This window comes from Clostridium sp. MCC353 (assembly GCF_018785315.1).
Taxonomy (GTDB): domain Bacteria; phylum Bacillota; class Clostridia; order Lachnospirales; family Lachnospiraceae; genus CHH4-2.
Genome location: NZ_WQPN01000067.1, coordinates 1,390 through 27,414, shown reverse-complemented (window position 1 = coordinate 27,414; position 26,025 = coordinate 1,390). Strand labels below are relative to the sequence as shown.

Below are 26,025 nucleotides of genomic sequence, written 5' to 3'. Positions count from 1 at the left end.
ATCATTTTTCTCAGGCTGCCGCCTTTTTTAACTTCGCCTTCCTTATAAAATACTTTACAGCCGGGTTCAAAAGGCTGTAGATTCCGATCACCAGCAAAATACAGGAAATCGGACGGGTGAAAAAGGATGTCATATCTCCTTTTGCATAAGAACAGCCCCTTCTGAAGTAAGTTTCCAGATTCGTGCCCAGAATATAGGACAGCATCAACGGGCTCATAGGGATTTCAAAAAAGTCCAGAACAACACCCAATACTCCAAAGCCGATCATCATATAGACGCTGAACATGGATGTGCTGGCGCTGAACGCTCCTAAAAAGCAGATCATCATAATCGCGCTGTACAGATAATGATAAGGAGCTTTTAACAGCAGCGGAAACCATCTCTTTGTCAGAAGTTCCGTAACAAAGATAAGAATGGCGGCCACCAGTACAGCGGCAAAAATCATGTATGCCAGGTTGGGATTGGTGGAAATGAACATGGGGCCAGCCTGCAGACCGTGAATGGTCATGGCCGAAAGCAGAAGCACCGTTGTGCCGTCACCCGGAATGCCCAGACTCATCATGGGGATCAGGGCGCCGCCCACACCGGCATTGTTGGATACTTCGGAAGCCCATATGCCGTCATCCGTACCTGTACCGAATTTTTCCGGATGTTTACTCATCTTTTTCGCCTGTCCGTAAGCGATCATGTTAGCCACGCCGGAACCCATGCCCGGAAGAAAGCCGATCCAAAGCCCTACTAACAGGGAAGTTATGATGGTTTTTGCGCTTTTTACGAAATCTTTGACCGTCAGTCCAAAGCCTCTCAGTCCATTCATGTCCACTTCCGGCATCTCCTGGTTTCCTTTGGCATAGCTGGTGGCAACCTGCTGCAGCGCGAATGTCCCCATCAGCAGGCAGACCACATTGATCCCTGCGAATAAATTATAATTTCCAAATGTAAAGCGCATCTGGTTTGTAACCTGGTCTGTCCCCACTGTGGACAGCCAGATTCCGATAAACGCTGCCAAAAGCCCTTTATAAACAGACCCGCGGCTCAGGCCGACTACCAGTGAAATCGCCATAAAACACAAGCTGAAGTACTCCCACGGCCCCAAAGCCAGGGCGATGTCCGCAATCGCGCTGGAACATAAAGTGGCCACGATGATGGATACTGCCGTACCGATAAAGGAGCCCGTGATGCCGATGGTCAGCGCCCTGGCCGCCTTTCCCTGTTTTGTCATGGGATATCCGTCATAACAGGTGGCGATAGAAGCTGCCGACCCCGGAATTCCCACCAGCACTGCCGCGATGAAAGATCCTGAAATTCCTCCCACGTACATGCCAAGCAGCATACAGAAGCTGAGTTCTGCATTCAGCGCAAATGTCATGGGCAGAATCAGTGTGATGCCAAGCCCTCCGGAAAGCCCCGGAATCGCGCCCAAAATACAGCCGATCACCGCGCAAAGCCACAGCATCAAAAGATTCATCGGCTCTAAAACTGTCATTAATGAAGCTAAATAAGTCGCCATTATCCATTCCTCCTACATCATTTTGATGCCAAGCATGGTCCAGATTTCCCCTTTTGGAAGAGGAATCACAAAACCTTTCGTAAACCCTATGTAACAAATGGTGCCCAGACCAATGCTCAGAACTGCTGCAAAGATCCGGTTTATCTTCTTATCACCTTTTAAAGTCTGAATGAACATCATCATCCCGGCCATGGAAGTGATCCAGAAACCTAAAAATTTCATTCCTAACGCGAATAAAACAGTTTCCCCCATGATAATCCCGATCCTCTTCCATCCGCCAGCATCCAGATAGGCCTTTGTCTCTTCCTTCTTCTCTTTCGCCCCGTCAAAAATAATGGAAATCACTGAAAAGACCAGAATTCCCGCTGCCGAGATATAAGGAAACAATTTGGGGCCCGGCTCATTGGATACCAGCCGTTCCGGAATCCGCGACGTTTCCCAGAATATCCAGAATGAAAACAGGATACAGACGACACCCATAATATAGGTTTTATTCAATTTTTTCATATCATACCTCTTTTCTGTCAAAAACGGCCCGGCCGCAGCCAGACCGTTTCCTCACCTGTCTTTTATCAGCGCACCATCAATCCCAAACCTGACAGAAGATCGTAGTTAACATCCCATTCCGACTGAAAATCAGCTTTAGAGCCTTCCACGTCCTTTACATCGATCAACATTGCCATGGTGTTCATTCCGTCCACAAACGGCTTGGCCTCTGTCAGGCCCTGCAGGCTCTTATTGACGGTTTCTGCCAATGCGGGATCCATACCGGCCGGCCCCATTATATAGTATCCGGAATCCCATACCGCATCGATCCCCTGTTCCGGCATGGACAGGAAGGAATCATTTAACTCCTGGCCGATCAGTTTTTCGCATTCCGCCTTAGTCATCACTTCAGGGCCTACTATTCCCAAAACTTTAAGTTTTCCATCCTGCTGATAGGATAAGGCATTGTTGACCGAGCAGTTGCCCAGGTCAATGGCTTTGGACGCCACGTTGGTCAGCTTGTCTGCTTCGGAAGAGCACTGCACATAATTCACCTGCTGGTCAAGCCCCTCTTCGATTGAGGCCAGGGTATTTAACCAGATTAACTGGGATGTGCCGCCCAGGGTACATCCTACCGTAAGCTCGCTGGGATGGGCTTTTATGTATTCCGCCAGTTCCTTCATATTATTATAGGGAGCTTCAGGAGACGCAATCCAGGCCTGCGGGCCTCCGGCGTTCACCTTGCAGATCACCGTCAAATCCTCCATCGGATTCACTTCCGAGGAGCCGGATAAATAATTATCCATATTGGTGCAGGCCGCTACGGTCAGGTTCATGCCGTCAGGGGCTGCCTTTGCCGCATGCTGAGCGCCCACTTCTGAGGTATCATAGTTTGTAACAACGAAATTTACACCTTCCAGGCAAGTTTCCCATCCTGCCGTAACATAGCGGGTGATTAAGTCCGTACCGCCTCCTGCTTTCGCCGGTACGTCAAAGTATATTGTTGAACCGGAAGGCCATTTTACCTCCCCTGATGCGGAAGCTTCTTTCTTGTCGGAGCTGCCTGCCGTTGTACCGGAAGATGGGGCCGCTGTTGCAGCGGTATTGCCGCACCCTGCAAGTGATGCGGCCAATAGTAAGGATGCCGTAGCCAATGCGATTTTCTTTTTCATAAGATCTTTCCCTTCCTTGTTTGAGATTTTACGTTATAAAAGAGTGAACAACAGAGGGATCTTATATACCCTTTTCATACCTTTTATTTACTCTTTTTTATGGATATTGTTCACTTTTTCTTCTTCTACCTCAGTATAATACAGCATTATACCATTGACAATTCTCACTTTTTTATATATGCTATGTCTAAAAGTTATATATCTATATGCAATCTCAGAGAAGGTGACTATCCCATGAATTTAAAACAGCTGCCCTATATCTTAACCATCGCCGCTGCAGGAAGCCTTTCCAAAGCGGCGGAAGAACTGAATGTATCCCAGCCGGCTCTCAGTAAATACCTGGCCGATTTAGAGCGGCAGACCGGCATGGAGTTATTCATGCATCAGAAAAAACGTTTGTATCCCACGCCGGCCGGGAAAGTGTATCTCGAAGCCGCCCGGGAAATCCTGGGCATGCAGGCCCGGACCAGGGATTCCATCCGTCTTTTGAAGAATCCTTGCACCACGGAACTGCATATCGGAATTTCCCCCCACCGGGGCGCTGTCTTCATCGCCCAGGCGTTTCCCAAATTCAGCCAGTACTTCCCAAATGTGCGGCTGATCCCCCACGAAGGTTATGCTTCTGGTCTGAAAGATATGCTGGGCAGAGGAATGATCGATCTGGCCCTCACAACCATGGCCAGTGGCATGGGCGTGCTGCCCCTTCATTCGGAAGAAGTGGTTCTGGCCGTTCCTTCCTTTCACCGTCTGGCTAAACACACGTTTGAATCCATAAGCACGCTGCCATTTATCGATCTGGCCGACTGCAGGGACATGTCCTTTGTGATGCCTGATCCTGCCTCCTCGCTGTACGAGGCTGTGCGTCCATCATTTGACCGGGCCGGTTTCCAGCCCTTAACCGCATTCTCTTCACCAAATGTGATCATGGCGGAGTCCATGATCCGTTCAGGTGTGGGCATCGGCCTGCTTCCTGCACACTACATGGTTAAAAATCCTGATATCACTTATTTCCGCCTCTATCAGCCTCCACACCTGACAGCCTGCATTTTAACCCAAAATGACCATTTGTTAACGGATGCGGAACGTTTTCTGATTTTCCTGGAACTGCAAAACAGCGCATCCAATCCAAACTATCAGATTATATGGAGCGAACCGCTGATGGAAATTGTCCGGGAATTCGATTACACCCATTATTTTTCACATTTTATGGAGAGTTAGAGCGAAAAATGCTCCGGCATGGAGGAAATGATATGAATACAAAAATACTGGAATATATCATAGCGATAGCGGAAGAAAAGTCGATTTCCCAGGCTGCGGAGCGGTTTTATCTGTCACAGCCCGTTTTATCCAGACATTTAAAGAAAATTGAAGAGGATTTGGGGGCGCCCCTGTTCGTCCGGGGCAAGCCCCATCTGACGCTGACCGATGCCGGGATCATTTTCATCAACAACGCCCGCGCCATCCTGCATGTGGAAGAGCAGATGAACCGGACCCTGGAGGAAATGCGCAGGAAGCAGAAGGATTCCCTGAACCTTCTGATCGACGCCCCCTACCATAATTTTTTCCTCAAAAGGATTTTTCCTGTTTTCCGGGAAATACATCCTGATTTCTATATACAGTATACGGACACCAATGCCTATCATGCCCAAAAGCTTTTGACAGAAAAAAAAGCCGATCTGGCTGTTTTTGCCACGACTTTTTTAAATATGGAAGGATTGGAGTGCCTCCCTATCTATACGGATGAACTGGTTATCATACTGCCTCACGACAGCCTGGCGGCATCTGCGGCAAAATCGGACGCATCCATAAGCGCTGCCTTAAAAAATGAAATCTTCGCCCTCCATCCTTCCGGCTCTACATTCCGTTACATGGAAGACGAGTGTCTGGCCGCCATGGGCATCTCCCCCAAAACAGTGATGGAAACTGCATCCTTCGGCCCCGCCTTGGAGGCGGTATACCACAGGCAGTGCTGTGCATTTCTGCCCAAAACCCGGCTCATAAGCGCAGACCGGGCGCTGATTGACATCGTCCCTTCCGCCGCTCCTTATACGTTCTATGTGGCCATGGCTTACCCGCAGAATGCGGCATTTAAAACGCCTGTCAGAGAACTGATGCAGATCATTTCAGAACAGTTTCAGACATTCTCTCAGTATGTGGCGGCCCGGAGCTGAATCTTGCTTCTTATCGCATGGGGCAGGATATTGATTTTTATCAGCAGTCCGCAAAAGTTTGCAAAAGTTTTGGCCCCGATGAAGCAAGCGCAGCCTGCTGCGCTTGCTTCATCGGGGCCGGATATGCCGTCTGGATTACTTCTTCAAGATTTTATCAAAAAACTCCAGGGCTATTTTTCTCATCTCTTCCTGGAAAAACTCAGGTGAACCGTGTTCTCCATTTTTCAGCAGATAGAGTTCCGCCCTGTCTTCCATTCCTTTCTCTTTCACCGCATCGTAAAACTCTTCGCTGATGCTGCATGGCACCAGGGGATCGGAATCCCCATGGGCGATAAGAATGGGGCACATGGTTTCCGTAATCCTGAGGTTCACGCTGGCTTCTTTTGCCCGCTCCTTCATTGTCGCCGGATCTCCGCCCATAAACGCTCCCGCATGAGTATCTTCCACTGTTTTCCATCGGTGGTTGGGATCTTTTGACATGGCCTGTTCATCGGCTTCCATCAATTTCACCATGTCCACAGGGCCGAACATATCATAGGCAGCCTGAACGCCGGAAGAATATCCGCTCCACTCTTCATTTTCATAATCCCCATCGTTCAAAGCGATGAACGCGGCCAGATACCCTCCGGCGGAACGCCCCATAATTCCGATACGGTTCACGTCAATATGGTACAAATCCGCATGTGCCCGCAAAAAACGGATTGCTGTCTTCACATCAACAACCTGGGCCGGGAATTTCCCCTGGGCGCTGCTCCTGTAATATACGGACACCACCGTATACCCGGCGTCCGCTAAAAACTGGGTCTCCCCGATCATCTGATTCTTATCCACTCCCCGGAACCCGCCGCCGGATACCCAGACAATGGCCGGATGATACTCAATCTCTCCCTTATCCGGCATCACACCGCCCGCGGTCTGCATCTCAATGTTACCGCTCTGAGCCAGGATCGACAAATCCAATTCCAGATCATTTCCATCCAGATCCTTAACCTTGGAATACACAATGTGATCCACAAAATTTATGCTGTTCCTCTTTCTTCCAGGATCGATATAGTGTTTCATAATGCTCCTTTCCTGCTTACCAAGCCTGCTGATAAATGGAATCCCAGGCTTTGAAGCGTTCCTTTTTGTCTCTGTATTTTCTATCACTTATAAGTATAAAGAATCGGAGCTTTTACAGCCACTCCCATTTTTTTATAAATGGTATGTCAAAAAGTTATGAATCCGAGGAGGTGCGGAAAAGTTACGCAGAAAAGCGGGAGGAGGGGGCGAAGGCCGTGGCGGATGTTTGGAACCGGGCGAAGCGGCAGCCATGAGCGGTGAAAACCGGCTTCCAACTGTAAGTGAAACTAAGACTCCAGGGGCGGAAAAAGACGGTCCGATGCCCATTCACGGTAAACTCTTTATGGGACTTTACCGTTCAGTGGGCATCTCAGAAACTGATTTGGTTTTCAGTTTCTGCCCGTCTTTTTCCACCCCTGGAGCCTAAGTTTCACTAACAGTTTCCAGATGGCTTTCACCGCCCATGGCTGCCGCTTCGCCCGGTTCCAAACATCCGCCACGGCCTTCGCCCCCTCCTCCCGCTTTTCTGCTGGTTTTCTCTGGCTTAGTTCTTTAGATGCAAGTTTGGATGATTCCGGGAGGTTGGATTGAAAAAAATGAAACTCCAATGGAATGCTGCATCAGAGAGGTCGCAGAAGAAACAGGACTAGTTGTAAAACCGGAAAGATGCTTTTTAGTTATAAATGAGTATTATAAAGATTGGAGGTATGTGAACTATTATTTTGAATGTGTAGTGACGGGAACTACGGATAGAAAACCTACTGAAAGAGAAATACAAGTTGGCGCTGCTCCTGAATGGATTGTTTTTGATGAAGCAAAAGAACATTTGACTTCATGCGGAATTAACGCCAAACTCGTATGTTCTTCTATGGAAAGTAAGTGTGATATACCAAAAGGATATTTTGATTTTGTCTAAAAATGGAGAGCTGCTATTCAATAATTCATATTTTGATGAATCATGGTATTCAGTTCCATTGGCAGATAAAAAAATACTGCTCTCCAACCGCAAATTATCAACCTACATTAATGCTTTAGCCCAAAATGATTTTTTAATTGAACAACTTTGCTGGGTTAATTGTAAATAACCTTTATAAGTATGCAGCATAAGCAGTCCCCCCTTGCCAACGATTATTCATTCATGACAATCCCCAGCCGTGAATCCCAGGAACGAGGCATGACATCGGACCGGGTGGGGGTGGTTTGGTTTCCCGCCGGACGCAGCCCCTGGTTTGCAGAAGGCCGGAGCACGGTTCACGGTTCCAGCGATTTGTTCCAGCCGTCGGCAGCTCTTGGGCCGAAAGGAAGGGAAATGCAGGGGAAATCGCTGACCTCAAAGTCAGCGATTTAGAGAACCTGAATCGAAAATTTCTTCAGAAATTCTTCGATGAATGTTCTCGGTACCCTTCATTTTCCTTTCTTTCAGCCCTAGAGCTGCCCCGGCCGGAACCATGAGCTGGAACCGTGAACCGTGCTTTGGCCTTCTGCAAACCAGGGGCTGCGTCCGGCGGGAAACCAAACCACCCCCGCCCGGTCCGATGTCATGCCCCCGTTCCCGGGATTCACGGCGTTACCCATGCCAATAATTTAAATAAAGACTTCCTACACTCCATAAATTTCCCACCGGTATGTCTCATATGCCTGATACAGCGTCATCCCCGCAATCTCTTTCGCCGCCTTCTTCTCCAGATAAGATGCCTCTCCCTGAAGATATTGGGTATTGCTCAGCATGCCCGCCTCCTGTTTTTTCTGGAGGGACTGATAGCTGATTGAGGCACTTTCAAACGCCTCCAGCGCCGCCTGGTACTCTGTCCGCTTTTGCAGGAGGGTCTGGTAGACAGCTTCTATGGAGGCGGCGGCTTCGCTTTCCGCTGTCTCCACTTTTTGGGACTTCTGCTTTTTTTCGGCTGTGCTGCCGGCCCTTGCATGGCGTTCGTTCTGAACGCTGCTGCTGTTATTGACTGCCTTCTGCTGATCTTCGGCAAAATTTATGGCGTCGATGGCTGTAAGGTCCGGTTCAGGAATTATTCCGATCACTACTGCGGCCGAATCACGGATTCCCAGCAGGGCAAGGAGCTGCTCCCTAAGCTGGGCCGCATTTTCCTTCAGGGAGTTCAGGGAATTTTCTGAAGCCGCCAGACTTTTCTGGGCGGATAAAACTTCCGCCTCCGTGGCTGATCCGATTCCATGTCTTGTGGTCACGGCGAAGCAGGACGCTCTTTGGGCTTCCACGCTCTTTTCCCTGGCTTCGATGTTGCAGAGCATCTGGTTATAGGAATTCATCAGGGTCTGGGCGGTCATGGTCATGGCATCCGCGGATTTTTCCAGCGATTTCGTGCTCTTTTCTTCCGTCATTGTTTTGATCTGCTTGGTGAGCTGGCTGGAAGACCTTTTCAGGGAGGCGGCATTGGAGGAATATACAGAAGATATCTCCGAATCGGAATCCTTCAGCTCCTCCGCCTTTCCCTCCAGATTGAGCTGCTGCCATTTCAGGGTGTCTCTCATCTCTTCATAAGCTTTTACATTATCATTATAGCTGTCATAGGATGCCTTTAATGAAACGTTCCCCTCTTTCAGCAGATCTTTCAGGTTTTCATAACTCACCACTTCCGTCTCTTCCGCCAGTACGCGGATTGGCGCTGACAGTGCGGTTGTCAAAACGGCCATCAGTGAGGCAGCCAGGAACGCAGACCGTATTATATTCCGTTTCACGTATAAAATCTCCTTCCTTTTACGATCTGGTTTCTATGATACGGACGCCAGGCCGTTTACTGCCCAGTTGTAGTTTAAAACTGCCTGGGACAGGGCCAGCGAACTGGTTTTCACAGATATCTCTGCGGTTGAAAATGACGCCTTCTGCTGCTGATATGCATTGGGGGTTATGGTGCCCGCTATGATCTGACGGTCTGCGGTTTCCATATTTTTCTTTTCCAGTTCATAAGCCTGTAGGGTCTGGTCGTAATCCGATCTTGCCAGAAGGAGATTCTGATATGCGTTTTTGACGCTGGACTTTGCGCTGCGCTCCTGGCTTTTTAAAGATTCTTCCAGATTTTCTTTGGTACTGGTTTTCTGGGCGTTGGCAAGTTTCTTCCTCGTGATCTTCAGGCCGTAGTTATTTTCCAGGGCCGTTTTCGTGTCCGCTTCCAAATCAATGGCTTCAATGGCGGATAAATCCGGTACGGGAACTTCTCCTATTTCAACATCCGCCCCATAACTCCATCCTGTCATAATGCACAGGTTCTGTTTTGACTGGTTCAAAGAACTTTCCGCTGAAAGAATAGACGCCTTGGCAGATGTCACCGCTTCCTTCGCTGTCAGAAGGGCGGCCTGGGTTGACATTCCCGCCGCCAGTTTTGTCTCCGCAGACTGATATTGGAGTTCCGACAATTCCTGGCTTGTTTTAAGTTTTTCCAAATTATAATATTGTGTCCAGTAATTGATCATCAGGGTTTGGGCGCTCTTTACCAGCTCCATTTCCGTCTGGTCATAGCCCAATTTGACCACCTCGCTGTCGGATACGTTATTGTCCCCCTGTTCCATCAATTTGTCGGCCTGAAGCTCACTGCTGAGCGCAGCGGACAGGCGCCCTGCATATCCTGAATCATCGGAATCAGGATATTCAATGCTGCTGTAAATATCCTCAGCCGCATCGTAATAGGACTGGGCGATGTCGTCCCGGTCTTTCTCCCTGTATTCTTTGTAATCGATCTGATTTTGAAGGACGGTGCTGTTGTATTCGTGAATCAGATCCCCGATCTCTTCATATTCCAGTTTATTGTCACGCAGCGCCGCCCATTTTTCTTCACTGTAAGCGAATTCCGGGCTGCCGGCCAGAGCCTGAAACGGCGTCAGACACGCAGTCAGCGCCGCAAGGCCCCACGCTGCTATTACGTATTTATTTCCCATAGATTCCTCTCTCCATTTCTACAAATCCAATACAGTCCGTTTCTTCCTGCCGTTCATAATCGCATAATATACAGGAAGCATGAACAGCGCCACCAAAATTCCCGCAGTCAGTCCACCGATATTAACAATTGCAAGACCCTGGGTAGTCGATCCGCTGCTTCCAATCGCAAGAGCCATAGGGATCATGGAAAGGATTGTTGTCAGACTGGTCATCAAAATTGGCCTGAGCCTGGTTGCACCCGCCTCTATTAAAGCGGTTTTCAAATCCATGGTCATCCGGTACTGGTTTACCGTATCCACATAGAGGATACCGTTGTTGACAACCGTACCGATCAAAATCAGGAACCCTAAAAGCGAGGTCATACTGATGGTGACACCGGTCAGTTTTAAAAGCCCGAAGGAGCCAATCAAGCTGAAAGGAATGGTTGTCATAACCATGAAAGAGAATTTAGGCGATTCAAATTGGGCGGACATCACCACAAAGATCATGAATACGGCAATGGCAATGGCCTTGTACAGGGCGGAAAACTCCTCCTGCATCATGCGGTCCCTGGAATTTACCCCGGTGGTTATGGTTCCGGTTAGATTGGGGCCGATAACTTCGCTGTCAATCAGGCTCTTCACATTCGCCCCCGCATAATCGGCGCTTATGGTGATCTGGTACGATTTATCCGTTTTGGAAATGGAGGACGGGCTGTCTTTAAAATAAATAGAGGCCACGTCTGTCAAAGCCACATATCCGCCGGAAGCGGTGTTCAGGATTATCCCCTTTAACTGGTCTATGGTCCGGTATTCATCTTCCGGGTATTCTAACATTACGCTGATCTCCTTGCCGTCCACTGTCAGAGTGGTGGCCTCCACCCCATCCAGCATCTGCTTTACGGCAGAACCGATCCCCGACGCGCTGAGCCCTTCTGCCGACGCCATAACAGGATCCACTTTGATTGTAACGATAGGCGCCGTATTTTCAATGCTGGAATGGACGTTGAGCACATCATCCCGGTCCGTCATCTCCTTTACGATCTTATCGCTCACTTCCTTCAATTCATCGTACTGGGTGCCCTTCAGGATCACTTGATATCCTCTGCTCCTTCCCATAAAACTCATGGAGTTGGAGGCCTGTGCCGTTATGGTACAGTTATCGATATCCGACATCTGATTTTCCCACAAATCCGCAATCACATCTGTATCCATGGTCCGGTCATCTTTCAAATATGCGGTGATCGTACCGCTGTCATTGTTGTAACGGAGCATGTAGGAATCCACATTCTCATCATTTTTCACGATTTCTTCAGCACGGGCCAGCATATCCTCCGCTTTTTCAGTCAGAATGCCCGGCCTTGTTTCTATGGACACTCTGATGGTTCCCGTGTCATCGGCCGTCATAAGTTCTGCTTCCATTCCGCTTGCCATCACATAGATTCCGATTAACAACGCCACTGAAACTGCCATTACGATGACTTTATGGTTCAGCAGCCGGCCCATGATCTTCCGGTAAAGGTTCTGCATGCCCACAACCGGCCTGGACATGGGCGCGCGGTCTTTCTCCCTGGGCTTGTAGATCAGATAACAGAGGGGTACAACGGTCATAGCTGAAAACAGGGACGCCGACATACAGAATACGATGGTATATCCTAACGGCTTAAACATCTGCCCTGTCATTCCCTGTAAAAACATCAGCGGAATGAACACCACGCAGGTGGTGAGGGTGGAGCCGATGATGGACTGGATTACGATCCCGGTCCCTTCCAGCGCGCACTTGGCATATCCCAGCATCCCTTTGTCCTCCGATGCCTGTGTCACCCTGAAACAGCTTTCCAGCACTACAATGGAGTTATCCACCATCATGCCGACGCCCAGAACCAAGGCGCTCATGGTAATGACATTTAAGGAAAATCCCATGGAGGTCATTAAAATCAATGACAAAAGGATGGAAGTCGGTATGGAACTTCCTACAATCAGAGACGCCTTATAGTCGCCAAAGAAAATAAAAATAATGGCCATGGAAATAATTACGGCCAGAACCATGGTTTCGGCCACATCTTTTAAGGAGCTGAGAATGGAGTCCGCCGTGTCATTTACAATGCGGATGTTCAGATCTTCGTCTGCCGCCTCCAGGCCTTTAATGGCTTTTTGAACGGCGGAAGATACTTCCATGGCAGTGCTGCTCTGCTGTTTTCTGATTGATATGGAGATGGTTTCCTGCCCGTTATAGCGGGAAATGCCGCCCCGCTCTTCTTCCGCATAATAAATATTCGCTATATCTTCCAGATAGATGATCTTACCGCTGGATGTGGTGATCGGGACGGTCTTTAAGTCATCTACCGTTTCATTTTCCAATGAGGTGGTTACGGAAAGTTCCAGATTGCCGGATATGGTGCTTCCCGACGGATAGGACAGTTTCGACGAAGAGATGGCCGACGCAATCTGGGTCATTGTCACCTTGTACTGGGCCATTTTTTCCGACTGCAGTTCGATCTTCACATATTCGGAAGAACCGCCCATGGCGTCCACTTCGGCTATGGAAGCGATCTTTTCAAACTCCGGCACCACGGTCTGATCCACATAATCGTACAATTCCGTTTCCGTCTTATGGCTGACGGAAAGCATCATTGTGGTGCTGGAATTGTTGTTCATCTCCATTACAGAGGTGGTCACATCGTCCGGAAGCTGCCTGCTCAAATTATCCAGTTTCTTTTTCAGTTCGTCATAAGCTTCATCCATATCAGTCCCATAATCATATTCCAGCATGATCATGGCCCTGTTTTCGCTGGATGTGGAGCTCATGCTTTTAATGCCCTCCAGAGTTCCTAACGCATCCTCGATGGGCTCTGTCACCAGTTCACAGATATCCTCCGGCCCTGCGCCTGAATAGCCTGCGCTCACAATAAGCATCGGCTGATCCGTATCCGGCATCTGTTCCAATGTGGCGGAAAATACGGACGTAATGCCGAAAACCAGCAGGCAGAGCAAGGCCATGACCGTAGTCACCGGCCTTTTCAGCACAAATTTTGTAATTCCCATATGTAAGTCCTCCTCTACTGTGCCGCCGGGGCCAAAACCGGCTGATCCTGCGCCCCTTTATCGTTCTGACCGCCTTTTTCTGTCTCTTCACCCTTTAATTTTACGGAAGCGCCTTCATACAGGTTGGAACTCCAGGTGCTGACGATCATATCATCGGCCGAAATCCCTGACAGCACTTCCGCATGCTCAGAATCATAGATTCCAACTTCAATCGGAACCCGGACCGCTTTGCCTTCCTGATACAGGTATACATATCCCACCCCGCCGCTGTAATAAATGGCGTCTACCGGGATCAGCATGGCGTTCTCCGTCTTTTCCGTGACCACATTTAATTTGACCGTACTTCCTGTTGCAATTCCTTCAGTCTCTTTTAATTCGGCCTTTACCTTAAACAGACCGGTGGATTGGTCTACCATGGAACTGATTTCGCTGATATAGGCCGGATAGTCCGCACCATTTTTTGTGATATTCAGTTCATCTCCAACTTCCAAATTGGACATCATCCGTTCCGTCACATAAAATGAAACCCTTTTTTCTCCGGCACCTGCGATCACGCAGAGCTGGGTGGACTGGGATACATTGTCATGGACTTCAATATCACAGCTTTCAATCTTTCCTGCGATGGGAGCTGTTACCCGGCTGTATTCCACCTGCCTGTCATAAGCCAGTTTAGCGGATTCATACTGCAGCTTGGCCGAGGCCGCCTTATTGTTGTACTGTTCATATTCCTGGGCCGACAAATCGCCGCTGGCATAGAGGATCTGCATGCGGTTCAGATTGCTCTGTGCCTCCGCCAGAGTGACTTCTGCCGCATCCATGGAATTTTTGGCTGTCTCCACCTGTTTTGTGTCAATTTCTAAAAGCACATCACCTGCCGCAACCGTATCTCCGGCTTTTACAAAAACTGCCGTAACATCTCCCGACGCCTTGGCATATACATAGACCACGTCGGAAGGTTCTACCGTACCGGTCAGCCCTGTGGTCAGGCTGATATTTCCGGTGGTTGGATTAGCCGCCTTTACTACGGGAAGCGCTGCCTGCTGCGGGCCGGCCATCTTCATTCCGGCCGGCTGGGCCTGTTTCTTTCCGCCGGACAGGATTGCGGCTGCCGCTGCAACTATGATCACACCCGCACAGACCGCCCCTATTTTAATCTTTTTCTTCTTATCCATTTTTAATATTCTCCTTTAACGGGATAAATTTTTGCAGCAATTCAGACGGCTTATCTTCTTAACCGGAAAAGCCGGTCAGGAAACCGTCTGAACTGTCACAAGTTTTCTTATATCTTAAAATGTAAAGATTAATTCAACATAAACAAATCCCCCTCAATTTTTAATTAATTGTGAATATTCTGTGATTTATTTATATTGGCTTTATAAAACCATGTTATAATATCTGAAATATACCTCGGAGTGTGTTTGAAAACTGCTTTTATGCAAGCGGCGGATCACACTCCGTTACCAGCATCCAAATATTCCGGAGGTAACATTATGTTTCAGATATTAGTTGTGGAAGATGATACAAACACCAGAAAACTGATGGGGGCCATTTTAAAAGGACATGGTTACTGCCCCGTCCTGGCGGGCGACGGGCTGGAAGCCCTGCGGCTGATGGATACCCGGCACATTGATCTGGTAATTGTGGATATCATGATGCCTCATATGGACGGCTACGAACTGACCAGACAGTTGAGGAATAATGATTACAACCTGCCCATCCTGATGGTGACGGCCAAGCAGCTGCCCGAAGATAAGAGAAAGGGCTTTATTGTAGGAACCGACGATTATATGACAAAACCGGTGGACGAGGAAGAGATGATTTTGAGGATCAAAGCCCTTCTGCGGCGGGCGCAGATCGTCAGCGAACATAAAATCATCATCGGGGAAGTGGTTCTGGATTATGACGCCATGACCGTAACAAGAGGCGGGGAAATCCAAACCCTTCCCCGCAAGGAGTTCTATCTGCTCTACAAGCTGCTCTCCTACCCCAACAAGATTTTCACCCGGCTTCAGCTCATGGATGAGATCTGGGGCGTGGAGTCGGAGACTGAGGACAACACGATTAATGTTCATATCAACCGGCTCAGGAAACGGTTTGAGGGCTACCCGGAGTTTACCATAGAGACCATCAGAGGCTTAGGATATAAGGCGGTGAAAAAAACATGAAGCATAACCATTGGCATAAACCGTTCAGAAATTTTACGGTTGCCCTCACCATATTCATTTTCCTGATCGTTTTGTCCGTCATGACGCTTCAGGGACTGTTTATGTATTTATATTGGAAGATATGGGTTCAGGCTGATGTCCGCATGCCCCAGTTTTGGCGCCCCATCCCCCTTCTGTTCGTCCTCAGCGCCATTTTTGGAATCGTCCTCTCCCTGCTGGCCAGCCGGATTCCGTTAAAACCGGTCCGGGATTTAATCGCCGCCATCAACCAACTGGCGGAAGGGGACTTCCATGTGAGAATCTCCCTGGATACCACCCAGGAACTGGTAAAGCTGTCGGAAAGCTTCAACCGCATGGCGGAGGAACTGGAAAATACGGAGCTGCTCCGCTCCGACTTCATCAATAATTTTTCCCATGAATTTAAAACCCCCATTGTCTCTCTCTGCGGCTTTGCCAAAATACTTAAAAATGACACGCTGACCCCGGAGGAACGCAATGAATATCTGGATATCATCATCAGTGAATCCAACCGTCTGGCCCAGCTCGCAACCAATGTGCTCAATCTGTCCAAAATCGAAAAGCTGAACATTGTAACTGAAAATGATTTCTTTGATTTGACGGAAGAAATCCGCCAGTCCCTTCTTCTTCTGGAGTCCAAATGGCAGAAAAAGGAATTGGAGCTGATCCTCGACCTGGATGAAGTTTCATTTTTCGGCAACAGGGCTTTGCTGGACCAGTTATGGATCAATCTGATTGACAACGCGGTTAAATTCTCTCCCAACAAGGGGAAAATCAAAATCAAGCTGCACGAACAGGCAGACGAAGTGATCTTCCAGGTCTGGGACAATGGTTACGGCATGGATCCGAACATCAAACAGCATATCTTCGACCGATTCTATCAGGGCGATTCCTCCCGCACCACGGAAGGAAACGGAATAGGGCTGACCATTGTCAAAAAAATAGTGGATCTGTACCGGGGCCGGATTTCTGTGGACAGCGAGGCCGGGGTGGGAACCACATTTACCGTAACCCTGCCCAATGCCTATGATTCCAAAAATCCTGACAGTGAACTGTGTTAATCCGCAGGTCATGAACGGTCACAGTCCGGGAATGGATTGCCAAACCTCACCGGTGTAAAATATGCTTAATTTAATAACATTTTGCTCATAATTTTCTATGTTTTGACAGGTTTTTTATATCCAAAAATGGCATATAATTAATATCATGGAACACTTTCTTAACGTTTTATTAACACTATTGTGATATTTTTTCGGGTATGATATAATCCGAAAAAAGTGAAAGGTTGTGAGCTTATGAAAAACCTGATAAGAAAATATAAGCATGTTTGGATCCTCAGCTATGCCTTTCTTTATCTTCCATGGTTTTTATATCTGGAACGCACCGTTACGCGCAATTATTATGTGATGCACGTGGCGCTGGATGATTGGATTCCTTTCAGTGAATACTTCATCATACCGTATTTGCTGTGGTTTTTATATGTATCTGGAGCGATCCTGTACTTTTTCTTCACCAACAAACAGGACTACTACCGGTTGTGTATCTTTTTATTCACCGGCATGACCATCAGCCTGCTGATCTGTACCGTATTTGAAAATGGAACGGATTTAAGGCCGGTTGTGGATCCGGGCAAGAATTTTTGCTCCTGGCTGGTATCCGTGCTCCATTCGGCCGATACCTCCACCAATGTCTTTCCAAGCATTCATGCCTATAATTCCATAGGCGTCCATATTGCGGTGATGCACAGCGAGGCGTTGAAGAAATACCGGATCATCCGTTGGGGATCTTTTATCCTGATGATTCTGATTTGTCTCTCCACCGTATATTTAAAACAACACTCGGTTGTGGATGTGGCAGGTTCCTTGATCATGGCATACATCATATACCCGCTGGTCTACGGCACCGATTATGCGGCCAACAGAAAGAAAGTTACGCAGAAAGCCCTTGGGTAATTGATTTTTTTAATAACATAAAGAAAAGACTGATCCGGAATTGCCGCCCGGTCAGTCTTTTTTTGATTATACTTTCTTCTAATATGTTAAAATGTTTTGATTTTTAACTTGCTTTTGTTATTTAAACTTGCTTTTGCTATTTAAACTTGCTTTTGCTATTTAAACTTGTTTCTGTTAATTAAACCCAAAGAATTTCTGCGTAATCTTATAACCGGCAATGGATACCTGCCTTCCGCTTTTTCCCGGAAGATTCATGCCCTGTCCCAGAAAGCCCCAGCGGAGCCTCAGATAGAGCCGCATATTCTTCTGCTTCAAGTGCATCCACAATTCCTTTTTCTTCTGCAAATTTTCTTCCGTGCCTGATTTAATAGCCAGTATGGAGGAAACCACCATCATGATCTCCAGATATTTGATCATATATCCTCTGAGTTTCCGGTTTTGTATCTTGGTTACATCATAGTAATCCAGCATCAGCTTTGTCACACGGATCTGCTGGTCAATTCTGCCGATCATCACCGTTTCGTTGACCGATTGGTCCACTCTTCCTATATAATAGCGGTAAAAATTCACATCCAAATAATACATGGTCTTTACAAAAGGCAAGGGCTGGTATACAAAGATATTATCCACATAAAATGTATGTTTTGGAAGCTCCAGGCCGCATTTGAACAGCAGTTCCGTCCTGTATATAACGGAATGCATCAATATATACTGGCCGGTCATGAATATCTTCACATCATCCCAGGTGATCAGTTCATTCTTAGGGAGGGCTGTTTTATAGTTCATAACCCGTTTCCGTTTCGCTCCCTCTTTCTCATATACAAAATTACAGATCAGCATATCCAGGGTTTCATTCCCATACACAAAACGGCGCAGAGTGGACAATACCTGTTTAAAAGCCTCTTCATTGACCCAGTCATCGCTGTCCACCACCTTGTAATAGATTCCCGTAGCATTGCGAAGCCCTGTATTGACTGCTTCTCCATGCCCTCCATTCTCCTGATGGATCGCCCGGCAAATCGTGGGATAATTTTCGGCATACTCATCTGCGATCTGAGCCGTATGGTCTTTGGTCGATCCGTCGTCCACGATTATGATTTCAACTTCTTCGCCTCCGGTCAGCAGCGTATCGATACAGTGTCTCATATAGGCTTCTGAATTATAGCACGGTATTGCTACAGAAAGTAATTTCACAGCGAATCCTCCTTATGTTTCGTTTCTTAATAATAAGCGTTCCCAAAGGCGCCTGCTGGGAGGCGGCATTCTGCTACCCATGATATCATGCTATGCGCACCTCTGCACTTTAAAGTTTTCCCTTGTTTTCTTATTATAACATGGAATTTTCGTTTTTATATAAAAAATTTCTTAAACTATCCCTTTTTAACATCTTACTGCAAGAATTCTCCCATCCTCTATCAGGTGGTGAGATGAATTGCCTGCTTTTGATATAGATTAAATCTGCCATAGCTGGCATGTGAGTAGTGAATATGCACATTTCTGTGCTGTTTTTTTGTGAAAATACCATAAGAACAAATGTTCTTTCTTCCTGGACAAGCCATCATAATCATGATATAATAAAGTCAGTCGAAATAATAAGAGAGGCTGATAAATATGAAGGGATTGGATAATAATGCACACTCAGTATTCTTACTGTATTACCATCTTATTCTGGTTGTAAAATACAGGAAGAAAGTTCTGGATGACCCGGTTTCTAACCGGGCAAAAGAGATATTTGAATCCATTGCACCTAATTATCATATCACGTTGGAAGAGTGGAACCATGATAGTGACCATGTGCACATTATGTTTCGTGCACACCCCAGATCGGAACTGAGCAAATTTATCAACGCATATAAAAGCGCCAGCAGCCGGTTGATCAAGAAGGAGTATCCGCAGATCCGGCAGAAGCTCTGGAAGGAGACGTTCTGGAGCCAGAGCTTCTGCCTGCTAAGTGCGGGCGGGGCACCGATCGAGGTCATCCGCCGGTATATTGAAACGCAGGGGGAGAAAAAGCATGAACGTCGTATACCGGTTTCGGATTTATCCGAATAAAAGCCAGAGAGAACTGTTTTCCAAGACATTTGGATGCGTCCGGATAAAGCAGCATAGGGCGATAGCGGATGATCTGCAGCTCAAAGGAGTTACGGTATACCTGGAAGCGGATGGGAAGTATTATGTTTCGCTGCTGTATTGCTGCGGGGAACTGCCTGTTATGCCAGTGGCGGCACAGACAGCATCATAACTGATGTAGAAAAAGAATCGTGGGACACACGGGGATAGCTCGTTTATGCTTTGTCCGATAGGGTAATCGACCGAGAAGCCCCCACTTCAAACGTAGTAAAGTGATGGGAGTATGTCACGTAATTGTTGCAATTTTGCTTGGCAAATACTATAATAAACTTATATTTTTCTCCCTAAAATACGCAATGGGGGGCTGAATAACTCGTACAGAAAAGAGGTAATCGTTATGGCTAAAAAAAGAATTGTTATGGCATTGGGACACAATGCCTTGGGCACCAATCTTCCGGAGCAGAAAGAAGCCGTTGTAAAAACAGCGAAAGTGATCTCCGACTTCATTCAGGAAGGCTGGCAGGTAGCCATTGTTCATAGTAACGCGCCACAGGTCGGAATGATTCATACGGCCATGAATGAGTTCGGCAAACAGCACGAGGGGTATACCAACGCTCCTATGTCCGTATGTTCCGCCATGAGCCAGGGTTATATCGGCTATGACCTGCAGAACGGAATCCGGTCGGCTTTAATCAAACGCGGAATCTACAAACCGGTCTCCACGGTTTTAACACAAGTTATGGTGGATCCTTATGACGAAGCATTTTACACTCCCGTAAAGGTAGTGGGACGGATCATGACAAAGGAAGAGGCGGAAGAAGAAGACGCCAAAGGCAACTCCGTTGTGGAGGTGGAAGGCGGATACAGAAGAATTGTGGCCGCTCCCCATCCGATGGCAATCGTTGAAATCGACGCCATCAAAGCCCTTTTGGACGCAGACCAGATCGTCGTCTGCTGCGGAGGCGGCGGAATTCCCGTCATGGAACAGGGCGCAAACTTAAAAGGCGCCAGCGCTGTCATTGAAAAAGATTTAGCCAGCGGCCTTCTGGCAAAAGAGGTGGACGCCGATGTTCTGATGATCGTCACCAGCGTTGACAACGTCACCTTAAACTATGGCAAGGAGAATGAAGAACCCATCAGCCGTATGTCCGTGGAAGAAGCCCAGAAATACATTGAAGAAGGCCATTTTGAATTCGCCTCCATGCTTCCCAAAGTCCAGGCTTCCATCGATTTCATCCGCGCCGGGAAGGGACGCAGTGCGGTGATCACTTCACTGGAGAAGGCAAAGGATAGTTTAGCGGGGAAGGCGGGGACTACGATAGAATAAGTATAAAAAGATTTAGTGAAGGTATAAAAAGCAAAGAAATTTTTTGGCGATGCTGTATTTGACCTTTATGGGGGAGGCAGTAGAGAATCTGAGATTCTTAGTGACCGCCGATGAAAAAATGATTCGTCATGAAAGAATGATATGGAAATTCACATCAAGCGTCAAGGCATTTTCGAAAATGCCTTGACGTTTGATGTGACGCTTGATGTAAATAAATCCGCCTTTACTTAACCAGACCTGGAAAACCCAGCGGGAAAGCGGGACGAGGGAGGGGAGGCCGGGCTGGGTGTTTAGAACGGGCTGGCCAGACTGGAATCCAACGGCGCAGGAAGGCGTCTGGAAACCGTTTAGTTAATCTTAGGCCACAGGAATGGAAAAAGACGGGCAGAAACTGAAAACCAAATCAGTTTCTGAGATGCCCATTCACGGTGAAGTCCCATAAAGAGTTCACCGTGAATGGGCATCGGACCGTCTTTTTCCATTTCTGGGGCCTTAGATTAACTTACGGTTGGAAGCCGCTTTCCTGCGCCGTTGGATTCCAGTCCGGCCAGCCCGTTCCAAACACCCAGCCCGGCCTCCCCTCCCTCGTAACTTTCTCAATTAAACTCGATTTTTCACACCACCCCATCCGGAATGGTGAATTCCACCGCCCCCATATATCCGGGAGCCACTTGATATTCGTCAAAGGCGATTACCAGCTGGCCGTTCTCATTAAAATAGAAGCTTTCCTCTCCGGTAATGCCCTTGAAATCGGATTCCGGCACTTCGGAATTGAGGAAATATTGGATATTTTCGTCGGAAGCCATCTGTGCTTCCATCTGCTCTTTAATATTCCGGCTGATTTTTTCTTTATAATCTGGTGTGTCCTTATAAAGACTGTCTAGAGTCAGGATTTCCCCTGTCTTTTTGTCAATGGTGAATATCTTGACAAACTGCGCGCCGCTTCCCAAGGCCAGCGTGGTGTTGATTTTGAGGGAAAGATAGTTTTCATTGTCTGTGACCACCTGATAATCGGATGTCAGGCTGTAATGGCCCTGGCCGTCGTTGGCTTTTAACTCGTCCTCGTACTGCTGAATGAGAGTTTGGGCATATTCTTCGATGGATTTGTTCATGCCTTCTGCCGCTTGGCTGTTTTCCGTCTCGATTTTTGGAATCTGGATTTCCGCCTCAAAATCCTTGGTGTGGTCTTCATAGGTGCGGAAAGTGACTACCTTGGCAATTGCCCCGATTACGGGGATCTGTTCCATGGCATTTGCTATGGCCGGGTTGACATTGGTGAGTACCGTGATGGCCAAAACGGCGGCGGCGGCGGTAACTCCTGTGTTTTTCATGTATTTCGACAGGTTTATGATTTTATTCTCCTTTTTTCCCATATCAATTCCCTTTTTGATCCGTTCTAATGCCTGATCCGGCACAGGTATCTCTTCATACTTTCTTTTCATTTCTTCCATATCCTTGTTGTTTGACATGTTATGCAGGCTCCTTTCTTCTATAACGCTCCGGGTTCCAGATTCACCCGTAATTTTTTCAATGCCCGGTACAGTCTGGATTTCACAGTGTTAATGTTCTCCTCCATGACCTTGGCAATGTCCTCCAGTTTCATATCTTCAAAAAACCTTAAAATGATGACGGTACGGTCTTTTTCTTCCAGCACATTTAAAAGCTCCGCTACCTCCAGCCCCGAATCAGGCGGCTCATAAGCGGACTCTTCTATCTCATCCACAAGGTTTTCCCGCTTTTTCTTTCGCAATAAATCAATGGAAACGTTCATAACTATCCGGTAAATCCAGGTTTCCAGGTATTCCGGCTGGCGCATTTTTCTGCAGTCTTTAATGGCCCGGTACGCGCTTTCCTGCACCGCGTCTAAGGCGTCATTTTCATTCTTGAGATAGCTGTAGGCCAGTCTGTAATACTTCTGGTAATTATCCAAAAGAAGTCTCTCCACTTCCAGCTCTGTTTTGTTCAATCCCTTTTCTCCTTTCCTGCTGTTCTATTTATTTGACGGTCCGGCCGGTCAAAAAGTTTCAGCACGAAAAAAATATAATAATAGAAAAAGATACCATATTTACACTGCTGTAAAATATGATATCTTTATTGTGTCCTATCTTATACTTTTTTCAATGATCCGTCAATCGTTATGACGGAAACATTAAATGGAACGTCTTTTCCGCTCTGCTCAACCGCTTTCTTTACGGCCCATTCAATCCCTCCACAGCAGGGCACTTCCATTCGGGCCACAGTAATGCTCTTGATCCGGTTATTTTTAATCAGTTCCGTCAGCTTTTCCGAATAATCCACATCATCTAGCTTGGGGCATCCGATCACAGCCACCCGGTTCTTCATAAAACGATTGTGGAAGTCGCCAAATGCATAGGCAGTACAGTCTGCGGCAATCAAAAGATCCGCATCATCCAGATAAGGCGCTTTTACCGGAAGCAGTTTGATCTGGACCGGCCAGTGGTACAACTGGGAAGAACCGCTTTGCTTTTTCTGGTTTTCCTTTACCGCGGCTTCATCATAGGCTTTGGCCTCCCGCTCCACAAATGTGATCGCACCTGTGGGACATGCGGGAAGGCAGTCCCCAAGGCCGTCACAGTAATCGTCCCGCATCAGCTGCGCCTTACCGTTTACCATGGCAATGGCCCCTTCATGGCAAGCCGTGGCGCATGCGGTACAGCCGTTGCATTTCTTTTGATCTATCTGAATAATTTTACGCATCATATTTCATTTCCTCCTGAACCCATAGTCAAAATCTAAATTGATTATAGTGGGTAACCGGATATTTATCTGTTGTTTTTACAACGAAATGTGTTTATTTTTTCTGCGCAGAGACAATAAACATCATCGGACGGCGCAGTTCATCCTTCATTCCATCTATGGACTCCACCATTTCCCGGGTCGGCTGCGGTTCTTCAAATCCGGTAATTTCAAATCCATTGGATAACAGGCCGTTTAAATAGGTGGTCAGGGTTCTGTGGTATTTTATCACCTGTTCCCCCAAAAAGCAGGCATTCCTCTTCCCCTCGTAAAAATAGCTGTCCACAGGAAAATGCAGAACCTCTCCATCCGGCCCATAATACCAGTCCTGGGGGCCCTGGGAGGTGAATACGGGGTGTTCTGCGGAAAATATGAAGCTGCCTCCGGGTGTCAATATCCGGCCCGCCATTTCCGCAATCCGGTCAAAATCCGGCAGATAATGGAATGCCAAGGAACTGAGCACAATGTCAAATGACCCGGCCGGGTATTCGATATCTTCGATGGCGCTGCAGATGTATTCAATGGAAAGCCCCTGGCTCTTCTCTCCGGCCACCTCCAGCATACGGTCTGAAATGTCAACTCCCACCACCTGAGCCGCCCCGTGCTCTGCTGCGTAAATGCAGTGCCAGCCATATCCGCAGCCCAGATCAATGACCTTCTTACCATTAAAATCCGGCAGCATTCGTTCCAGGGTATTCCATTCTCCCGCACCATTCAGGCCTTTCTTCGAACGCTCCATTTGGCTGTATTTTTCAAAAAACACGCTGTCGTTATATTTATTCTCTTTCATGATTATAAAACTCCTCTTAAATATTTCTAATTCCAAACCAGCCGTTCAGACGAAAAAATACCGGCATGAAATGATCATGCCGGTTAAGTATAAAACTCATTTCACATGATTTAAGTAGGCGGTTACCGCATCCAGGCATCCGTCCACCCCTGCGGGTCCGCTGTTTAAGCAAAGATGGTAATCTGTCATAACGCCCCATTCCTTGCTGGAATAGTACTGGTGGTACGCTTTCCTTTTCTTATCCACGGCACGGATATGAAGTCTGGCGTTTTCCGGTGACAGCCCAGGCTCTCTTTCCCTGATCCGTTTCACCCGGCTTTCAATGTCCGCATAGACGAAAATGTTCACACTGTCATGTAAAATGGCGTCGGCACAGCGTCCTACGATCACGCAGGGCCCCTTATCGGCCAAAGCCTGAATCACATCGCACTGGACTTTATAGATGTGTTCCGTCATCGCAATCTGATAATAAGGCTGGATCTCCCGCATGGAATAATTGTCCAGATCCGGCACCACCTCATCATTGGCCCTCAGTATGGATTCTTCGATATTTCCCTCTTTGGATATCATTCCTATCAGTTCCTTATCATAGAAAGGAATTCCCAGTTTATCGGCCAGCTTCACTCCCAGTTCATGGCCGCCGCTTCCGTATTCGCGGCTGATTGTTATCACTTTCTCCATAACCCTGCCTCCTTTTCTTTTGTGTGCATTCATCTGATAACTCTATTATATCATCTCACTTGATATTTTCCTAGAGTGTGTCTAAAAATTGCTTTCCGCAGATATGCGTCAGTTATTGTTCACAGCGGCCGTGCCGCTTTGCGGGGCTCCGCCTTCCGCCGTTTGAACGATTTTTGCAGGCCATCGACAACTCTTAGACTGGAAGGGGATAGAAATAAGGGAGAAAATCTGACCTTCAAAGTCAGATTTTCAGAGGACCTGAATCGAGAAGGCCTTCAGGACTTCCCGATGAATGTCATCGGTCCCCTTATTTCTATCCCCTTCCGGTCTTAGAGTTGTCCTGGCCGAAACTATGAGTTCAAACGGCGGAAGGCGGAGCCCCGCAAAGCGGCACGGCCGCCAGGCCGGGTCCGCCAGCGTGGGCTGTAAACCAATGTCATTTACTTAAGGAAATTCCTTGTTAAAAAAGGAGTTTCCTTTTTTACTACCAGTAACTCAAAAAAACTTGACAATTCATCATATTTGTGCGGCTTTTTTCTGATTATAATCAGAAAAAAGCCAATTAGTTAGGAACTGGTTCACATTTCACTTACCTAACTAAGGAGGCAATAATGACGTATTCAACTTTCACAAAACAGATGCTTATGACATCTATTGAGGAACTTTCTCAAACACCTGAAAATTATGCACTTCACCCGGATAAGGACTTCACCCGAAACAGAAAATTGGGGTTTCATGATTTTATTCTCCTCTTATTAACCATGGAAGATGACTGTCTAAGAGAAGAACTGTACCGTTTCTTCGGACGTACAGCTTTAGTGCCAACAAAAGCTGCTTTTTATCACCAACGGGCAAAGTTAAAATGCGATGCACTATGGCAGCTTCTGCAAATCTTTAACCAGAAATTGCAGCCAACTTTATATAAAAATCGCTACCG

The 26,025-nt window shown here is 47.4% G+C and carries 25 protein-coding genes and 1 pseudogene; 12 read left to right on the top strand and 14 right to left on the bottom strand.

The annotated features are described in order from the left end of the window. Positions 1 to 10 precede the first annotated feature (10 nt). The 3 genes from GPL15_RS13605 to GPL15_RS13595 form a co-directional block, all read right to left on the bottom strand. On the bottom strand, positions 11 to 1,510 hold the full coding sequence (locus tag GPL15_RS13605; protein ID WP_215699226.1) for a tripartite tricarboxylate transporter permease: 1,500 nt from the start codon (positions 1,508 to 1,510) through the stop codon (positions 11 to 13). A gap of 12 nt (positions 1,511 to 1,522) precedes the next feature. Next, positions 1,523 to 2,017 carry a tripartite tricarboxylate transporter TctB family protein gene (locus GPL15_RS13600; protein ID WP_215699225.1) on the bottom strand — a complete coding sequence of 165 codons (495 nt, stop codon included), beginning with the start codon at positions 2,015 to 2,017 and terminating at the stop codon, positions 1,523 to 1,525. A 65-nt stretch (positions 2,018 to 2,082) separates the two neighbouring features. Continuing rightward, complete coding sequence (locus GPL15_RS13595) at positions 2,083 to 3,168, bottom strand: tripartite tricarboxylate transporter substrate-binding protein (RefSeq protein WP_215699224.1); 1,086 nt, start codon at positions 3,166 to 3,168, stop codon at positions 2,083 to 2,085. Positions 3,169 to 3,402: 234 nt separating this feature from the next. Here GPL15_RS13595 and GPL15_RS13590 point away from each other — a divergent pair, with 234 nt between their 5' ends. Then, positions 3,403 to 4,386 (top strand): LysR family transcriptional regulator, encoded by a 984-nt coding sequence (locus tag GPL15_RS13590; protein ID WP_215699223.1) that lies wholly within the window; start codon positions 3,403 to 3,405, stop codon positions 4,384 to 4,386. Positions 4,387 to 4,418: 32 nt separating this feature from the next. Further along, positions 4,419 to 5,339, top strand: a complete 921-nt coding sequence (locus GPL15_RS13585; protein ID WP_215699222.1) for a LysR family transcriptional regulator — start codon at positions 4,419 to 4,421, stop codon at positions 5,337 to 5,339. A gap of 135 nt (positions 5,340 to 5,474) precedes the next feature. Here GPL15_RS13585 and GPL15_RS13580 read toward each other — a convergent pair whose 3' ends face one another. After that, positions 5,475 to 6,401 carry an alpha/beta hydrolase gene (locus GPL15_RS13580; RefSeq protein WP_215699221.1) on the bottom strand — a complete coding sequence of 309 codons (927 nt, stop codon included), beginning with the start codon at positions 6,399 to 6,401 and terminating at the stop codon, positions 5,475 to 5,477. A gap of 226 nt (positions 6,402 to 6,627) precedes the next feature. On the opposite strand from GPL15_RS13580, the gene GPL15_RS13575 reads away from it, so the two are divergent. The 3 genes from GPL15_RS13575 to GPL15_RS13565 all read left to right on the top strand — a co-directional run bounded on the left by GPL15_RS13575 (position 6,628) and on the right by GPL15_RS13565 (position 7,749). Beyond that, positions 6,628 to 6,828 (top strand): hypothetical protein, encoded by a 201-nt coding sequence (locus GPL15_RS13575; RefSeq protein WP_215699220.1) that lies wholly within the window; start codon positions 6,628 to 6,630, stop codon positions 6,826 to 6,828. Between the two features lie 141 nt (positions 6,829 to 6,969). Beyond that, positions 6,970 to 7,317: an NUDIX hydrolase gene (locus GPL15_RS13570; RefSeq protein ID WP_215699219.1), complete on the top strand. Its 348-nt coding sequence runs from the start codon at positions 6,970 to 6,972 to the stop codon at positions 7,315 to 7,317. Between the two features lie 180 nt (positions 7,318 to 7,497). Beyond that, positions 7,498 to 7,749 (top strand): hypothetical protein, encoded by a 252-nt coding sequence (locus tag GPL15_RS13565; RefSeq protein WP_215699218.1) that lies wholly within the window; start codon positions 7,498 to 7,500, stop codon positions 7,747 to 7,749. Between the two features lie 251 nt (positions 7,750 to 8,000). Here the strand turns inward: GPL15_RS13565 and GPL15_RS13560 are convergent, their stop codons facing one another. The 4 genes from GPL15_RS13560 to GPL15_RS13545 are packed head-to-tail and all read right to left on the bottom strand — an operon-like array spanning position 8,001 to position 14,500. After that, a complete protein-coding gene (locus GPL15_RS13560; protein ID WP_346344976.1) occupies positions 8,001 to 9,110 on the bottom strand; it encodes a TolC family protein in 1,110 nt (369 codons plus the stop codon). Between the two features lie 33 nt (positions 9,111 to 9,143). Continuing rightward, a complete protein-coding gene (locus GPL15_RS13555; RefSeq protein ID WP_215699217.1) occupies positions 9,144 to 10,304 on the bottom strand; it encodes a TolC family protein in 1,161 nt (386 codons plus the stop codon). Between the two features lie 18 nt (positions 10,305 to 10,322). Next, the gene (locus tag GPL15_RS13550) at positions 10,323 to 13,328 is read right to left on the bottom strand and encodes an efflux RND transporter permease subunit (protein ID WP_215699216.1); all 3,006 of its coding nucleotides are present in this window, start codon (positions 13,326 to 13,328) and stop codon (positions 10,323 to 10,325) included. Positions 13,329 to 13,342: 14 nt separating this feature from the next. Next, entirely contained in the window at positions 13,343 to 14,500 is a 1,158-nt protein-coding gene (locus tag GPL15_RS13545; RefSeq protein ID WP_215699215.1) for an efflux RND transporter periplasmic adaptor subunit, read from the bottom strand. A gap of 318 nt (positions 14,501 to 14,818) precedes the next feature. Between GPL15_RS13545 and GPL15_RS13540 the strand changes: the two genes are divergently transcribed. From GPL15_RS13540 to GPL15_RS13530, 3 genes are all read left to right on the top strand, one after another. Next, the gene (locus tag GPL15_RS13540; RefSeq protein WP_215699214.1) at positions 14,819 to 15,493 is read left to right on the top strand and encodes a response regulator transcription factor; all 675 of its coding nucleotides are present in this window, start codon (positions 14,819 to 14,821) and stop codon (positions 15,491 to 15,493) included. Next, on the top strand, positions 15,490 to 16,572 hold the full coding sequence (locus GPL15_RS13535) for a HAMP domain-containing sensor histidine kinase (RefSeq protein WP_215699213.1): 1,083 nt from the start codon (positions 15,490 to 15,492) through the stop codon (positions 16,570 to 16,572). The genes GPL15_RS13540 and GPL15_RS13535 overlap by 4 nt, the downstream gene beginning before the upstream one ends. Positions 16,573 to 16,806: 234 nt before the next feature. Then, positions 16,807 to 17,463 carry a phosphatase PAP2 family protein gene (locus GPL15_RS13530; protein ID WP_215699212.1) on the top strand — a complete coding sequence of 219 codons (657 nt, stop codon included), beginning with the start codon at positions 16,807 to 16,809 and terminating at the stop codon, positions 17,461 to 17,463. Between the two features lie 174 nt (positions 17,464 to 17,637). Here GPL15_RS13530 and GPL15_RS13525 read toward each other — a convergent pair whose 3' ends face one another. Beyond that, positions 17,638 to 18,657: a glycosyltransferase gene (locus GPL15_RS13525; protein WP_215699211.1), complete on the bottom strand. Its 1,020-nt coding sequence runs from the start codon at positions 18,655 to 18,657 to the stop codon at positions 17,638 to 17,640. A gap of 417 nt (positions 18,658 to 19,074) precedes the next feature. On the opposite strand from GPL15_RS13525, the gene tnpA reads away from it, so the two are divergent. From tnpA to arcC, 3 genes are all read left to right on the top strand, one after another. Continuing rightward, a complete protein-coding gene (tnpA, locus tag GPL15_RS13520) occupies positions 19,075 to 19,515 on the top strand; it encodes an IS200/IS605 family transposase (RefSeq protein WP_215699210.1) in 441 nt (146 codons plus the stop codon). Beyond that, positions 19,478 to 19,705: a helix-turn-helix domain-containing protein gene (locus GPL15_RS13515; RefSeq protein ID WP_215699209.1), complete on the top strand. Its 228-nt coding sequence runs from the start codon at positions 19,478 to 19,480 to the stop codon at positions 19,703 to 19,705. Before tnpA ends, GPL15_RS13515 begins: the two co-directional genes overlap by 38 nt. 225 nt (positions 19,706 to 19,930) lie before the next feature. After that, the gene (gene arcC, locus GPL15_RS13510; protein WP_215699208.1) at positions 19,931 to 20,860 is read left to right on the top strand and encodes a carbamate kinase; all 930 of its coding nucleotides are present in this window, start codon (positions 19,931 to 19,933) and stop codon (positions 20,858 to 20,860) included. A 614-nt stretch (positions 20,861 to 21,474) separates the two neighbouring features. Here the strand turns inward: arcC and GPL15_RS13505 are convergent. The 5 genes from GPL15_RS13505 to GPL15_RS13485 all read right to left on the bottom strand — a co-directional run bounded on the left by GPL15_RS13505 (position 21,475) and on the right by GPL15_RS13485 (position 25,088). Next, a complete protein-coding gene (locus GPL15_RS13505; protein WP_252198404.1) occupies positions 21,475 to 22,329 on the bottom strand; it encodes a DUF3298 and DUF4163 domain-containing protein in 855 nt (284 codons plus the stop codon). Between the two features lie 20 nt (positions 22,330 to 22,349). After that, a complete protein-coding gene (locus GPL15_RS13500; protein ID WP_215699207.1) occupies positions 22,350 to 22,826 on the bottom strand; it encodes a sigma-70 family RNA polymerase sigma factor in 477 nt (158 codons plus the stop codon). A gap of 140 nt (positions 22,827 to 22,966) precedes the next feature. Further along, complete coding sequence (locus GPL15_RS13495; protein ID WP_215699206.1) at positions 22,967 to 23,581, bottom strand: 4Fe-4S dicluster domain-containing protein; 615 nt, start codon at positions 23,579 to 23,581, stop codon at positions 22,967 to 22,969. A 91-nt stretch (positions 23,582 to 23,672) separates the two neighbouring features. Beyond that, positions 23,673 to 24,407: a class I SAM-dependent methyltransferase gene (locus GPL15_RS13490; RefSeq protein WP_215699205.1), complete on the bottom strand. Its 735-nt coding sequence runs from the start codon at positions 24,405 to 24,407 to the stop codon at positions 23,673 to 23,675. A 96-nt stretch (positions 24,408 to 24,503) separates the two neighbouring features. Next, positions 24,504 to 25,088, bottom strand: coding sequence for a cytidylate kinase-like family protein (locus GPL15_RS13485; protein ID WP_215699204.1), 585 nt, complete (start codon positions 25,086 to 25,088; stop codon positions 24,504 to 24,506). A 611-nt stretch (positions 25,089 to 25,699) separates the two neighbouring features. Between GPL15_RS13485 and GPL15_RS27495 the strand changes: the two are divergent. Then, positions 25,700 to 26,025 (top strand): annotated as a pseudogene (locus GPL15_RS27495) (IS4/IS5 family transposase); the annotation flags it as partial.

Coding starts and splice junctions, on each gene's coding strand:
- GPL15_RS13605 (WP_215699226.1), bottom strand. CDS start 1,510: ATGGCGACTTATTTAGCTTCATTAATGACAGTTTTAGAGCCGATGAAT.
- GPL15_RS13600 (WP_215699225.1), bottom strand. CDS start 2,017: ATGAAAAAATTGAATAAAACCTATATTATGGGTGTCGTCTGTATCCTG.
- GPL15_RS13595 (WP_215699224.1), bottom strand. CDS start 3,168: ATGAAAAAGAAAATCGCATTGGCTACGGCATCCTTACTATTGGCCGCA.
- GPL15_RS13590 (WP_215699223.1), top strand. CDS start 3,403: ATGAATTTAAAACAGCTGCCCTATATCTTAACCATCGCCGCTGCAGGA.
- GPL15_RS13585 (WP_215699222.1), top strand. CDS start 4,419: ATGAATACAAAAATACTGGAATATATCATAGCGATAGCGGAAGAAAAG.
- GPL15_RS13580 (WP_215699221.1), bottom strand. CDS start 6,401: ATGAAACACTATATCGATCCTGGAAGAAAGAGGAACAGCATAAATTTT.
- GPL15_RS13570 (WP_215699219.1), top strand. CDS start 6,970: ATGATTCCGGGAGGTTGGATTGAAAAAAATGAAACTCCAATGGAATGC.
- GPL15_RS13565 (WP_215699218.1), top strand. CDS start 7,498: ATGCAGCATAAGCAGTCCCCCCTTGCCAACGATTATTCATTCATGACA.
- GPL15_RS13555 (WP_215699217.1), bottom strand. CDS start 10,304: ATGGGAAATAAATACGTAATAGCAGCGTGGGGCCTTGCGGCGCTGACT.
- GPL15_RS13550 (WP_215699216.1), bottom strand. CDS start 13,328: ATGGGAATTACAAAATTTGTGCTGAAAAGGCCGGTGACTACGGTCATG.
- GPL15_RS13545 (WP_215699215.1), bottom strand. CDS start 14,500: ATGGATAAGAAGAAAAAGATTAAAATAGGGGCGGTCTGTGCGGGTGTG.
- GPL15_RS13540 (WP_215699214.1), top strand. CDS start 14,819: ATGTTTCAGATATTAGTTGTGGAAGATGATACAAACACCAGAAAACTG.
- GPL15_RS13535 (WP_215699213.1), top strand. CDS start 15,490: ATGAAGCATAACCATTGGCATAAACCGTTCAGAAATTTTACGGTTGCC.
- GPL15_RS13530 (WP_215699212.1), top strand. CDS start 16,807: ATGAAAAACCTGATAAGAAAATATAAGCATGTTTGGATCCTCAGCTAT.
- tnpA (WP_215699210.1), top strand. CDS start 19,075: ATGAAGGGATTGGATAATAATGCACACTCAGTATTCTTACTGTATTAC.
- GPL15_RS13515 (WP_215699209.1), top strand. CDS start 19,478: ATGAACGTCGTATACCGGTTTCGGATTTATCCGAATAAAAGCCAGAGA.
- arcC (WP_215699208.1), top strand. CDS start 19,931: ATGGCTAAAAAAAGAATTGTTATGGCATTGGGACACAATGCCTTGGGC.
- GPL15_RS13505 (WP_252198404.1), bottom strand. CDS start 22,329: ATGTCAAACAACAAGGATATGGAAGAAATGAAAAGAAAGTATGAAGAG.
- GPL15_RS13495 (WP_215699206.1), bottom strand. CDS start 23,581: ATGATGCGTAAAATTATTCAGATAGATCAAAAGAAATGCAACGGCTGT.
- GPL15_RS13490 (WP_215699205.1), bottom strand. CDS start 24,407: ATGAAAGAGAATAAATATAACGACAGCGTGTTTTTTGAAAAATACAGC.
- GPL15_RS13485 (WP_215699204.1), bottom strand. CDS start 25,088: ATGGAGAAAGTGATAACAATCAGCCGCGAATACGGAAGCGGCGGCCAT.